The organism is Thioalkalivibrio thiocyanodenitrificans ARhD 1 (genome assembly GCF_000378965.1).
Taxonomy (GTDB): Bacteria; Pseudomonadota; Gammaproteobacteria; order Ectothiorhodospirales; family Ectothiorhodospiraceae; genus Thioalkalivibrio_A; species Thioalkalivibrio_A thiocyanodenitrificans.
In genome coordinates, this window is record NZ_KB900536.1 from 1,433,662 (window position 1) to 1,446,830 (window position 13,169).

A 13,169-nucleotide genomic window follows, 5' to 3' on the forward strand; every position below is an offset into this window, starting at 1 on the left:
TCGGGCATTCACATAGCCGAAGGCGGAGGGAGCGTCAACTCCCGCCGCTGCCGGCCTCACGGCAGCGAGCGGTCATGGCCCGTGAAATCCACCCGCCCTTCCACGGCATCTGCGATCCGGCTGCCCGCCTGCGACCGGGCCCGGGCACCATCCGGGTCACGGGGAAAATCCGGATCCATCAGTTCCAGGAAGGAACAGGCCTGCGGCGACAGGAACTTGCCCTTGCGCATCACGACACCGTAGGTGCGCCTGGGGAAATACTCGCTCAACGGGATGGCCGCCAGCTTCTCCTGCCCGGTCAGGCAGATACTCGTGACGATGGACACGCCCAGGCCCAGTTCCACGAACTTCTTGATCACCTCCCAGCCGCCGGCCTCCAGAACCACGTGATAACTCAGGCCGTGCTGATGAAACACGAGATCCACGATCTGCCAGGTGGAAAGGTGGCGTGGCGGCAGGATCAGTCCACAGGGCGCCACCTCTTCCAGGGTCACCTTCTTCTTGCGCGCCAGGGGGTGGTCCAGCGAGGTGATCAGCATGGGCTCGTAGGTGAATATGGGGTGATAGCTCATGTCGTCGGGCACATCGATCATGGAACCCACGGCGAAATCCACCTCGCCGGCGCGCAGCATCTTCAGACCGTCGCGGCCCGTGACGTTGTGCATGTGCAGTTTCACGTTCGGATAGCGCTCGCTGAAGCGTTTTACGTAATCCGGCAGGAGATAGAGGATGGTGGATTCCCCGGCCGCCAGATCCAGCGCCCCCTGGCCGACCTCACCCAGACGCGCGGCGAACACCTCGGGCAGGTGGTCCATGCCCTCCACCAGCGGCAGGCTGGTCTCCAGCAGCACCTGACCCGCCGCGGTCAGATCGATGCGGGGGCCCCGGCGATCGAACAGGAGCACACCCAGATCCTTTTCCAGGGCCTTGATCAGCAGGGACACCGAGGGCTGGCTGACACACAGGCGCTCCGCGGCCTTGGAGATGCTGCCTGTCTGTGCCGCCTGGCAGAATGCGCGCAGCTGTCGCAGCCGGTTGGGCGTTGCGGCGAGTGAATTGTTGCGGGCCATGGACTAAACCTATAGTGAATGCCACCGGTGCCACGAAACCTCGCGGTCTCATTGTGGAATTTAATATTCATTATTTGGTTAATAACCTAGTCAAATACTACGCAGTTTTCTACCGTAGGGCCAGACAGACCCGGGCGGCCCGGGCGCCGATCCCGTAAAGATCAGACCGGCCCCGGTCCCGGGACACGCCACAGGAGGAGACGACCATGCCGAACTACAGCGACGCCGTCGCGTTCAACGGCCCCATCGAGGGCTTCGAGGACCTGCTCACGCCCGAGGCGGTGGAATTCCTGGTGTCGCTGCACGATCGCTTCGCCGAGCGGGTGGAAGCCCTGCTGCAGGCGCGCCGCGAGCGCCAGGCCCGCTTCGACGCAGGCGAATTGCCGGACTTCCTCCCGGAGACCCGCGAGATCCGCGAGTCCGACTGGACCGTGGCGCGCATCCCCGAGGACCTCCTTGACCGGCGCGTGGAGATCACCGGCCCCACCGACCGCAAGATGCTGATCAACGCGCTCAACAGCGGCGCGAAATGCTTCATGGCATGCCTGGAGGATGCCCATTCCCCCACGTGGCGCAACTGTCTCGAGGGGCAGGTCAATCTGCGCGATGCGGTCAACCGCACCATCGACTTCACATCGCCGGAAGGCAAGGACTACCGCCTCAACGACGATACCGCCGTGCTGATCGTGCGCCCCCGCGGCTGGCACCTGCCGGAAAAGCACATGGCCGTGAACGGCAAACCCATCCCGGGCGCCCTGTTCGACTTCGGCCTGTACTTCTTCCACAACGCTCGCAACCTGATCGACCGGGGCACCGGTCCCTACTTCTACCTGCCCAAGATGCAGGCGCACCAGGAGGCTCGGCTCTGGAACGATGTCTTCGAGTTCGCGCAGCAGGCACTGGGCATTCCCTCGGGCACCATCAAGGCCACGGTGCTGATCGAAACCCTGCCGGCGGTGTTCGAACTGGACGAGATCCTGTGGGAACTCAAGGACCACATGGCCGGCCTCAACTGCGGGCGGTGGGATTACATCTTCAGTTACATCAAGACATTCCGGAGGCACCCGGACCGCATCCTGCCGGATCGGGGACTGGTCGGCATGACCGTGCCGTTCATGCGCGCCTACTCCCTGCTGGTGATCAAGACCTGCCATCGCCGCGGCGCTTTCGCCATGGGCGGCATGGCCGCCCAGATTCCGGTGCGCGGTGACGAGGACGCCAATCGGGAGGCCTTCGACAAGGTACGCGCCGACAAGGAGCGGGAGGTGAAGGACGGCCACGACGGCACCTGGGTGGCGCACCCGGGCCTGGTGCCCGTGGCCATGGAGGTGTTCGACAGGCACATGCCGGACGCCAACCAATTGGCGCGCCAGCGGCCTGACGTGGACGCCGACCGGGACACGCTGATCAGACCGGCCGAGGGCGCCATCACCGAGGCCGGGCTGCGCAACAACATCAACGTCGGCATCCAGTACATGGCCGCCTGGCTGGGCGGACGCGGCGCCGTGCCCATTCACAACCTCATGGAGGACGCCGCCACCGCCGAGATCTCCCGCTGCCAGGTCTGGCAGTGGATCCGCCACCCCGGCGGCGTGCTGGACGACGGGCGCCGGGTGACGCTGGCGATGGTGGAACAGCTCATCCCCGAGGAGTTGGAAACGATCCGCAAGGAGGTGGGCAACGAGGCCTTCGAGTCAGGCCACTACAAGCTGGCCGCGAAACTGTTCGAGGACATCACGAGTGCGGAGGAGCTGGTGGATTTCCTCACCCTGGTGGCATACCAGCATTTGGAGTGAGGCGTCAGGCGTGAGGGGATAGGCGTGCAGATCGACCTTCAGGCCGTCCACGCCTCACCCCTGACGCCTCACCCCTCACCCTGCAAAACAATCACCCCGTCCTCGTCCGCGAACACCCGCTCGCCCGGCGTGAACGTGACGCCGCCGAAGGCAACCGGTACGTCCACCTCACCGCCGCCCCGCTTTTCGCTCCTGCGCGGATGGGTGCCGAGCGCCTTCACGCCCAGGGGCAGCGTCGAGAGCACGGCCGCATCACGCACGCAGCCGTACATCACCACGCCCGCCCAGCCGTTATCCAGGGCCAGCTGGGCGAGGTTGTCGCCGAGCATGGCGCAACGCGGTGAGCCGCCGGCATCCACCACCAGCACCCGGCCATGGCCCCCGGTCTCGAGGACCGTGCGCACCTGCGTGTTGTCCTCGAAGCAGCGGATGGTGGCGGCGGGTCCGGAGAAAGCGGTGACACCGCCGAAATCCCTGAACGGTATCTCACAGACACGGGCCGCCTCCCCGTGGGAATCGCACAGATCCGCGGTCGCGGTCAGTCCATAGGATGCGGGTTCCATGATCACCTCCTGGCCCGGGACTGAATGAACGGCGCCGGGGACTCCGTGCCCCCGGCACGCCGGTCTCACTCCTTGGCGTCGTCGAACTGGGCCTCCTCGGTGGAACCGGTCAGCGCCGTGACCGAGGACAGCCCGCCCTGGATGGTGGTGGTCACGTCGTCGAAGTACCCGGCGCCCACCTCCTGCTGATGGGATACGAACGTGTAACCCTTCTCGCGCGCGGCGAATTCCGGCTCCTGCACCTTCTCCACGTAATGGCGCATGCCCTCGCCCCGGGCATAGTCGTGGGCCAGGTCGAACATGTTGAACCACATGCTGTGGATACCCGCCAGGGTGATGAACTGGTACTTGTAGCCGTACTCGGAGAGCTTGTCCTGAAACCCGGCGATGGTCTTCATGTCCAGGTTCTTCTTCCAGTTGAACGACGGCGAGCAGTTGTAGGCCAGCAGCTGGCCGGGATGCTTCTCGCGCACCGCCTCGGCGAACTCCCGGGCGAAACCCAGATCCGGCGTGCCCGTCTCGCACCACACCAGATCCGCGTAGGGCGCATAGGCCACACCCCGGCTGATGGCCTGCTCCAGACCGTTCTTCACGCGGTAGAAGCCCTCGGCGGTACGCTCCCCGGTGATGAACGGCTTGTCGTTCTCGTCCACGTCGGAGGTCAGCAGGTTTGCCGCCTCGGCATCGGTGCGCGCCAGCAGCAGGGTGGGCACCCCCATCACGTCGGCCGCCAGACGGGCAGCCACGAGCTTCTGAACCGCCTCCTGGGTGGGCACCAGTACCTTGCCGCCCATGTGACCGCACTTCTTGACCGCAGCCAACTGATCCTCGAAGTGCACACCGGCCGCGCCGGCGACAATCATGTTCTTCATCAATTCGAAGGCGTTGAGCACGCCGCCGAAACCAGCCTCGGCGTCCGCCACGATGGGCAGAAAGAAGTCCACGCCGTTTTCGTCTTCCGGCGCGACACCCCGGCCCCACTGGATCTCGTCGGCGCGCTTGAAGGTGTTGTTGATCCGGCGCACCACGGTGGGCACGGAGTCGTAGGCGTACAGGGACTGGTCCGGGTACATGGTCTCGGAGCTGTTGTTGTCCGCCGCCACCTGCCAGCCCGACAGGTAGATGGCCTCCACGCCCGCCTTGGCCTGCTGCAGCGCCTGACCGGCGGTGAGCGCACCGAGGCAGTTCACGTAACCCTTCCTCGCCTCGCCGTTGACCAGCCGCCAGAGTTTCTCTGCACCCCGGCGGGCGAGGGTTTGCTCAGACTGAACCGAGCCCCTCAGCCGCACGACATCCGCGGCGCTGTATCCACGGGTCACGCCCTCCCATCGCGAATTCTCCGCCCAGTCACGTTCCAGGGCCTTGATCTGCTGTTCTCTCGTCATCTTCTCAATCCTCTCCGCGATGGTGGCTGGTCTGGTTATCGGATCCCGGGGTCCGGCCCCGGGACGGCTCGGTTCAATCTCCGGCCCATGTACGCTAACTGACCTTCAGGCGCAGCGAAAGGGCCTTAATTTCAATGATATGAATTGAAAAACTTAATATAGCGGCGTGGCGTGTACGCCATGATTGAATGGTATAGTGCAGGCACATGCAGTTGAGGGACGCGAACTTTCAGGCCTTGCCATGAGCGATCTTGCCCGACAGCTTGCCCGCTCGATACTGACCGGTTTCGAACGCCATTTCTCGTTCTTCCAGGAGATCACCAGCGTGGCCCGGGAACGTTTCGAGGAATCGGACTGGGACGGTGTGCGCACGGCTGCCGCCAAACGCATCAGTTTCTATGACAAACGGGTGCGCGAAACGATCCACAAGCTGCGCGACAGTTTCGGTATCGAGCGCCTGGACGAGCCCCTCTGGCAAGAGGTGAAAGGCATCTACACCGGGCTGCTGGCGCACCACAGCCGCCCCGAACTGGCGGAGACCTTCTACAATTCGGTGTTCTGCCAGCTCTTCGAGCGCAAGTATTTCAACAACGACAACATCTTCGTCGAATCCGTGGTGGATCGCCGGGCGCTGGCGCAACGCTATCGCGGGTTCATGTCCTTTCATCCGCGCGACGGGGGCCTGGAAACCAGCATCTGGGAGATCCTCTCGGCCTTCTACTTCAATGTCCCCTACGAGGACGTGGACCGGGATGCCAAGCGCATTGCAGACGCACTGCTCAGACGCTCGCGGTTCGGCTCCTCGGACATGGAAGAGTTGCGCATCGACGTGCTCGAGTTTCCGTTTTTCCGCAACAAGGCAGCCTACCTGATCGGACGTGTCGTGCGGGGCGAGGACTCCCACCCCTTCATCGTGCCGCTGGTCAACAACGAGCAGGGAGGCATCTACGCCGACACCCTGCTCACCACCGAGGACGAGGCCGAGGCGGTGTTCAGCTTTGCCCGGGCATACTTCCTGGTGAAAACACCGGTCCCCGCGGCGACCGTGGCCTTCCTGCAGGACATCATGCCCGAGAAGCCGATTGCCGAGATCTACATGAGCATCGGCTTCCAGAAGCAGGCGAAGAACGACTTCTACCGGGATTTCCTGAATCACCTGCAGGAAAGCGACGATACGTTCCAGGTCGCCCCCGGCACACGCGGGCTGGTAATGGCCGTCTTCACCCTGCCGTCCTATCCGTATGTGTTCAAGGTGATACGCGACCGCTTCCCGCCCCAGAAGCAGGTCACTCCGGAACTGGTGAGAAAGCGATACCTGCAGGTCAAGATGCATGACCGCGTCGGCCGCATGGCCGATACCCTGGAATACTCCGACGTGGCCTTCCCCCTGAAGCGCTTCTCGCCGGAGTTGCTGGCGGAGCTCAAGGAGCAGATCCCGGAGAAGATCGAGATCGAGGGGAACGTGCTTTTCATCCGGCACCTTTACATCGAGAAGCGCATGGCCCCGCTCAATGTCTTCCTGGAACAGGCCAACGAGGAGGAGGCCCGGGACGCCCTGGATGACTGGGGCCGCGCCATCCAGCAGCTCATGGCGGTCAATATCTTTCCGGGAGACCTGCTCTTCAAGAACTTCGGGGTGACCGGCAGCGGCAAGGTGGTGTTCTACGACTACGACGAGATCTGCTATCTCACGGAATGCAACTTCCGCAGGATCCCCGCGCCGCGCACGCCGGAGGACGAGCTGAGCTCGGACCCCTGGTATTCGGTGGGACCCCACGACATCTTTCCCGAGGAGTTCCCCACGTTCCTGACCACGGACGTGCAACAGAGGCGGCTGCTGAAGGAGCTTCACCCGGAGCTGTTCGATTACCGGTACTGGCAACAGCGCCAGAAGGAAGTCGAGCACGGCATATACGGAGATGTGTTTCCCTACCCGAGGCGACTGCGCTTCCCGCGCCCGGAAACCGTCCCGCCGGAACCGGCTACGGTCGAGTAGTTCAACCGCCCGTCGCGGGAGTCACCGGGCCACGGCGGGCCCCCTGGTCCCGCGGCCCGTGCCGATACCCGGTCACCGGCAGGCCCGAAGGCGGTTGGCGCGGACCCTGAAGGGGACAGTGCACAGGAGGCTGCCGCCACCCCGGCGACCCGAGGAGACCCCCGATGACGACCGACAAACCGAGGACACCCGAGGATTTCATGCGCCGGGCGATCGCCCTCAGCCGCGAGCGCATGCGCACGGGAGACGGCGGACCCTTCGCGGCCATCATCGTACGCGATGGCGGCATCCTCGCCGAAGGCTGGAACCAGGTCACCAGCCACAATGATCCGACTGCGCATGCGGAGATCGTCGCGATCAGACGCGCGTGTGATGCCATCGACGGCATCTCGCTCGAGGGCGCCGAGATCTACGCGACCTGCGAGCCGTGTCCCATGTGCATGGCGGCCATCTACTGGGCACGGATCTCCCGGCTCTACTACGCGAACACCACGGAAGACGCGGAGGCCATCGGGTTCGACGACGGGGCGATCTATCGCGAAATCGCCCTGGCGCCCGAACACCGCACGATGCCGGCCGAGCGCCTGCTGGGGGACGAGGCGCTGGAAGTCTTCCGGGAGTGGGAGGCATGGCCGGGCAAGCAGCGGTACTAGCCCGCATATTGCGTCTGCATTGTGCCCGAAGAAAGGGATCTCAACCGGCCAGCCAACCCGCCACCCGCAGCGACGCCGCGTCCACGTCGTCGATCTGCTCGGGCTTCAGGTGGGTTCGCGCATAATCGAGATAGACCTCCCGCTGCAGGAACACATCGAACAGCGCCGCATCCAGGTGCCCTTCGGCGGCCATGCGGGCCATGATGCCGAGCGTCTCCGACAGTTTCTTCGCCGGCTTGTAGGGGCGATCCCCGGCGGTGAGCGCCTCGAACACGTCGGCGATGGCCATGATACGGGCCTGGACCGACATCTCGTTGCCGGTTAGCCCCTTGGGATAGCCTTTGCCGTCCACCCGCTCGTGGTGGCCGCCGGCAAACTCCGGGACATTGCGCAGGTTCTTGGGAAAGGGCAGCCGCTCGAGCATCTGCAGGGTGACGTCGATGTGGCTGTTGATGATCTGCCGCTCGGCGGCAGTCAGGGTCCCCTTGGGAATCATGAGGTTGGCCAGTTCATCGCCATCAAGCAGGGCAACCCTGTGCCCCGCGTGGTCCAGGAAATGCCGCCGGGCAATACCGGCAAGGCGCGCCTGCTCCGCCGGCTCCATGTCCTCCCCCCCGGGATTGCTTCGCCGCACGAGCGCCTGTTCCTCGGCCAGGGTGGAAAGCGTCGCATGGAGTTCACGGTCGAGGGCGGCGGTATCGGGGACCAATCCCTCTCGGAGCGTCTCCAGTTCCCGCCGCAGCCGCGCGATCTCGGCATCTCGACGGAGCACTTCGAAGCGGGTATCGACTGCGTGAATGCGATCATAGATGGTTTCCAGCTTGGTCGCCTTGTCGATGACGTGCTCCGGCGTTGCGATCTTCCCGCAATCGTGGAGCCACGCCGCCGTCTCGAGTTCATAACGGTCGTCTTCGGTCATCACGAAGTCGCTGAACGGACCCTCACGGGTCCCGGCCACCGCATCAGCGAGCAGCATCGTGATGACCGGCACCCTTCGGCAGTGCCCGCCGGTATAGGGGGATTTCTCATCGATGGCATCGGCAATGAGCTGGATCAGGGAATCGAAGAGCCCCCGAAGATCACTGATCAGGCGCTTGTTGGTCAGCGCGATCGCAGCCTGGGAGGCGAGTGACTGGGCGAGCCGTTCGCTTTCGGGCGAGAAAGGCACGATGGCGCCCGTCGCCTCGTCCACCGCATTCAGGAGCTGCAGTACACCGATGATCGCGCCTTCGTGGTCCTTGAGCGGAACTGTCAGAAACGATTGCGATCGGTAGCCGGTCCGTTCGTCAAAGGCGCGGGTGCCCGAGAAATCGAAGACCTCGGTGTCGTAGGCATCGGGGATATTGACCGTGCGATCGTGGTGAACCGCATAGGTGACCACCATCGAGTCATCGGGACGGCCCGATTCGTCATAGAGGGGGATCGCCGGAAAGGGAATGGGCTCGCCGGTACTCCCGCCCATGGCGAACGCCATGGAGTCGGTGCGCACAATGGCCATGCGCAGTGACCGCGCTTCCTCTTCCATCAGGTAGAGGGTGCCGCCGTCGGCCCCTGTGATGGTCTTGGCGCCCATCAGAATCGTCTCCAGCAGCCGATCGGTATTCCCTTCGGCGGAGAGCGCGACACCGATTTCGACCAGACGTTCGATGCGCCCAAGGAGCGACTTCGAATCCATGCCGGTCTTTCTCATGAGTAGCCCGATTGCATTGTAGGCCGATTGGTTTGGTCGGGCAAAATGGCGCCGCCCGGGCCCATGACAGCCATGGAAAGGCCGGCAGAACCTCCAGCGGCCCGGCGGCGCGATGACCCGGGACACCTTGCCGGACCCCATGGTATAACAGTTTCCGACATGGTCAGGCCAGCGATTGTTGCGGTAATACTGAGCCTCTTTCTGGTTGCGTGCAGCGGCGGAGGCAGTGGCGGCGGGGCTGCGGTTCCTCCGTCAGGCTTCACCGTGACGGGCGTGATCCAGCCGGACGCGCTGAACCGCGTCGACGCCGACACGAATGACCCGGAGTCTCCCACGGACCGGAACAATCACCCGGACCAGGCACAGGTGGTCCTCACGCCGGCGATCATCGGCGGTTTCGTGGCCGCGCCTGGCACGGTCAGCCGCTTCGGTGCCGCGGGCGACGAGTTCGATTTTTTTGACGTGGAACTCCGCGCCGGTCAGCAGATCATCCTGCAGTTCCCCGACCCGTCCGTGGCCGACCTCGATCTCTACCTGGTGAATCACGAAGGTCAGATCATAGACGGCTCGATCGGCCTGGGTGCCACGGAAACCCTGTCGGCGCCGGCCGATGGCCGGTACTTCGTCGGCGTACACGCATTCTCGGGACATTCGAATTATTCGCTGCGGCTCGCCACCGACCAGGACCCGCGGGTCGAATCCCGCCGTGGTCCGCGTCTCTCCGATGATTTCGTGCCCGGCGAGATGATCGTCCGTGCGGACGCCGGTCCGGGGAAGTCGGACGCAGCCACCGATCTCGATGCGCAGAGCCTGGGCCTGCAGGCGGTGGCCGGGGCTCCGGACCGGGAACAGCTCTGGCGTATCCCGAAAGGCTACGAGGAACTGGTCATCAGCGTACTGGGTGTCATGCCGGGCGCGGCGGACACCCTCTCCTGGGCCAGCCCCGGTTTGCGCGAACGGCACCGGACGCTGGTGGCAATCAAGGGACTGCAGAGACGGCCCGGGGTGCTCGACGTTTCGCCCAATTTCCGCTTGCGGGCACAGTTGCTGCCGAACGATCCGCTCCACGGGCTCCAGTGGCACCACGCCACTCTCGATCTGCCTGACGCCTGGAGTATCAGCACCGGCCGTGCGCCGGATGCCGATGTAATCATCGCGGTTATCGACACGGGGGTGTTCCTGGATCACGAGGACCTGCGCACGCGGCTGGTTCAGGGCTACGACTTTATCTCCGACCCGAACATATCTCTCGATGGTGACGGCATCGATCCGAATCCGGATGACCCGGGCGACTCGACGCACCCGGGGGAGAGCACATGGCATGGCACCCATGTCGCGGGTATCGCCGCGGCTGAGAGCAATAATGCCATCGGGGTGGCGGGCATCTCCTGGGGCGCGCGCATCATGCCGGTGCGTACCCTGGGCAAGGAAGGGCTTGGCACGCAGTACGACACACTCCAGGGAATACGCTGGGCGGCCGGTCTTCCAAACGACTCCGAGACCGTTCCGGCACGCCCGGCCGACGTGATCAATCTCAGCCTGGGCGGCGGAACCTTTTCCACGATCGCGGCCGCCCTGACCCAGGAGATCCGCGACCGCGGGATCTTTATCATCGCGGCCGCCGGCAATAGAACGGGAACGGTGGATTTCCCCGCCGCCCATGATGCAGTGTTTGCCGTCGGGGCCACCGATGCCATCAACCAGCTTGCGCCCTACAGCGGCTTCGGCGACCAGTTGGATCTGGTCGCGCCGGGCGGAAACATGCGCGTGGACCACACCGGGGACGGCTACCCCGACGGCATCCTGAGCACTCTGGTCGATGACACCAGCGGCACCCGCCGGTCCGCCTATGCATTCTACCAGGGCACTTCCATGGCGACCGCCGTGGTTTCGGGCGTGGTAAGCCTGGCCCGATCCATCGACCCCGGCCTCACGCCGGACACCTTCGCCTTCCTGCTGGAGTCCGGCCGCCTGACCGACGACATGGGTCCGCCCGGTTGGGATCCGGAGACGGGCTGGGGGCAGATCAACGCATTAAAGACGCTGGGCGCCGTCAGGGGGCTGGCGGACGACGGCGAGATTCCACCGTTGTTGTCCGCCGCACCCCAGCGGCTGGAGTTCGGATTCACGGAGTCCGTGCTGGATCTCCTGCTGCGCAATTCCGGGGGAGGCACGCTGCAGGTGACCGGGGTCAGCGCCGATGCCTCATGGCTTTCGGTCACGACACAGTCCGTGGACGGGGACGGGCTTGGCACGTATCGCGTGCGGGCCTCGCGAGATGATATGGAAGCACGGGAACATTCGGCATCGGTCCGGATACAAAACGATGCCGGACCCGACCTGGTGATTTCCGCCCGCCTTCGGGTAGCGGCGCCCGAACTCGCCGTTGACACGGTCGGGCGCATCTATGTGTTGCTGGTGGATGAGACGGGCGATGCGGTTGCGGCACAAGGGGTGAACCCGGAGGACGGGCGGTACCGCTTCCGTTTCGATGAAGTGCCCGGAGGCCGGTACCGGATCGCTGCCGGTACGGACATGAGCGGTGACGGGCGGATCTGCGGCCCTGGTGAGGCCTGTGGCGCCTATCCCACACTGTCGGTTTTCGAAAGCATCGATGTGAACAGTGACCTGAGCGACCTGGATTTCTCCGTGGGGTTCCGCAGTCAGCCGGATATCTCGGACCTGCCCCGGGACACGCGGCAGACATCTGACGCCGCCCCTTGACCGGGTTTCACCGGTGGCGATCGAACACATGGTTCCGGGTCGTCCGGCAGCAGGCAAAGGCATCCGTATGACCGGCTTTGTGTGGATGTCCTGAGCCGGACCGGCCTGCCCGCGGTAATCAGGCCTTCAGCCCTCGCACGGCAGGACTCGGTTTGGGGGTCCCCGTACAGGGGTGCCCGTACAGCGGGGATCCGCGGCCTTACTTCAAATGACCCGCGCAGGACGGACGATCAGCGGTAACGCAGTTCGCTGTTGCGGATCTCTCCGGCGGTATCCAGCGTGAGCGTGTCCAGATCGGGGGCGCGGTTGAGAATGTAGGCGGCCATTACCCGGCCCATATCATGGTCCTCGCGTTCGAGCGCGGTGAGAAGCTTGTCGCCCACGATGCGGATCCGGTCCTCGAGTCCGGGGCTCTCCACCCAGTCCCGGCCCATCTGCCAGCCGTTGTCCAGTTCCCGGTCGATCCTGTCGAAGGCATCCGTCGCCCCCCGTACAATCTCCTCGGGTACGTTCAGCGTATACAGCTCGTCGTCGATGATGACTTTCAGATCCATGGTCTCGCGTGATTCCGGTCTTGCGCGTCCGGGCAACGGACGCCGGTGCATGTCTCGATACGGGAGAAGCATATCAGGATGCGCCTGGCAGGGTCCCCCGCAGCGACGTCCCGAACCTGGCCGACCGGTCCTTCAATAGGTGAGTATCCGGCACTCGTCATCCAGCATCTCCGCCACATACTCGGTGACGGCGGTGACCCCATCGCATTCGGGAATCAGATCGGCCTCGGTGAAACTGTATAGCTCGAAGGTGGAAGCGCACATCAGGAAACGTGCGCCCGCCTTGTGGCTCATGCGGATAAAATCACCCACCGTACGGCCCGACTCCGGCTTGATGAAGATGCCGTCAGCCACCCCCTTCTTCATCAGTGCCCCCGAGGCGCCGGCGCAAATGACGTCCACGGCATAGTCCATGGACGCCGCCGCGGCCGCCTGAAACAGCGGAGCACCCAGTTCGATGCTGCGTTCCGGATCGGTATTGACCAGAAGGATGACAAGCTTTTTCGGCATGACTGTGTCCGGTCCCCCAGCATCACTGGCCAGCGGCCGCGCATGGGCCTGTCTTTCAGACATAGCACATCGGGGGCGCCCGCGTCACTCGGCTCCGCGTCCGGCCGGATGACTGAACCGGCCAACCGCCTTGACCTGCCACGGATGCGGTGACAGGCTTCGAATCATCCAGAGGTCATGCATCGCATCCGCAGTTTCGCGGGTCCTGTGCGCGGCCAATCCGCGGCA

The 13,169-nt window shown here is 64.4% G+C and carries 10 protein-coding genes; 4 read left to right on the plus strand and 6 right to left on the minus strand.

Annotation, left to right across the window (positions count from 1 at the left end):
- Positions 1-56: 56 nt before the first annotated feature.
- Complete coding sequence (locus THITHI_RS0106750; protein WP_018232316.1) at positions 57-1,070, minus strand: LysR family transcriptional regulator; 1,014 nt, start codon at positions 1,068-1,070, stop codon at positions 57-59.
- Positions 1,071-1,276: 206 nt separating this feature from the next.
- Between THITHI_RS0106750 and aceB the strand changes: the two genes are divergently transcribed.
- A complete protein-coding gene (gene aceB, locus THITHI_RS0106755) occupies positions 1,277-2,866 on the plus strand; it encodes a malate synthase A (protein ID WP_018232317.1) in 1,590 nt (529 codons plus the stop codon).
- 68 nt (positions 2,867-2,934) lie between these two features.
- Here the strand turns inward: aceB and rraA are convergent, their stop codons facing one another.
- Positions 2,935-3,429, minus strand: a complete 495-nt coding sequence (rraA, locus tag THITHI_RS0106760; protein ID WP_018232318.1) for a ribonuclease E activity regulator RraA — start codon at positions 3,427-3,429, stop codon at positions 2,935-2,937.
- A gap of 65 nt (positions 3,430-3,494) precedes the next feature.
- The gene (gene aceA, locus THITHI_RS0106765; RefSeq protein WP_018232319.1) at positions 3,495-4,814 is read right to left on the minus strand and encodes an isocitrate lyase; all 1,320 of its coding nucleotides are present in this window, start codon (positions 4,812-4,814) and stop codon (positions 3,495-3,497) included.
- A gap of 241 nt (positions 4,815-5,055) precedes the next feature.
- Here aceA and aceK point away from each other — a divergent pair, with 241 nt between their 5' ends.
- Together aceK and THITHI_RS0106775 are read left to right on the plus strand one after the other, a co-directional pair.
- Positions 5,056-6,810 (plus strand): bifunctional isocitrate dehydrogenase kinase/phosphatase, encoded by a 1,755-nt coding sequence (gene aceK / locus THITHI_RS18590; RefSeq protein ID WP_018232320.1) that lies wholly within the window; start codon positions 5,056-5,058, stop codon positions 6,808-6,810.
- A 164-nt stretch (positions 6,811-6,974) separates the two neighbouring features.
- Complete coding sequence (locus THITHI_RS0106775) at positions 6,975-7,463, plus strand: nucleoside deaminase (protein WP_018232321.1); 489 nt, start codon at positions 6,975-6,977, stop codon at positions 7,461-7,463.
- A 40-nt stretch (positions 7,464-7,503) separates the two neighbouring features.
- Here the strand turns inward: THITHI_RS0106775 and THITHI_RS0106780 are convergent, their stop codons facing one another.
- A complete protein-coding gene (locus THITHI_RS0106780; protein ID WP_018232322.1) occupies positions 7,504-9,138 on the minus strand; it encodes an HD-GYP domain-containing protein in 1,635 nt (544 codons plus the stop codon).
- A gap of 279 nt (positions 9,139-9,417) precedes the next feature.
- On the opposite strand from THITHI_RS0106780, the gene THITHI_RS18595 reads away from it, so the two are divergent.
- A complete protein-coding gene (locus tag THITHI_RS18595; protein WP_018232323.1) occupies positions 9,418-11,877 on the plus strand; it encodes a S8 family serine peptidase in 2,460 nt (819 codons plus the stop codon).
- Positions 11,878-12,107: 230 nt separating this feature from the next.
- Here the strand turns inward: THITHI_RS18595 and THITHI_RS0106790 are convergent, their stop codons facing one another.
- Together THITHI_RS0106790 and THITHI_RS0106795 are read right to left on the minus strand one after the other, a co-directional pair.
- Positions 12,108-12,431 carry a hypothetical protein gene (locus THITHI_RS0106790; RefSeq protein ID WP_018232324.1) on the minus strand — a complete coding sequence of 108 codons (324 nt, stop codon included), beginning with the start codon at positions 12,429-12,431 and terminating at the stop codon, positions 12,108-12,110.
- A 132-nt stretch (positions 12,432-12,563) separates the two neighbouring features.
- Positions 12,564-12,941, minus strand: coding sequence for a hypothetical protein (locus tag THITHI_RS0106795; RefSeq protein ID WP_018232325.1), 378 nt, complete (start codon positions 12,939-12,941; stop codon positions 12,564-12,566).
- Positions 12,942-13,169: the final 228 nt, after the last annotated feature.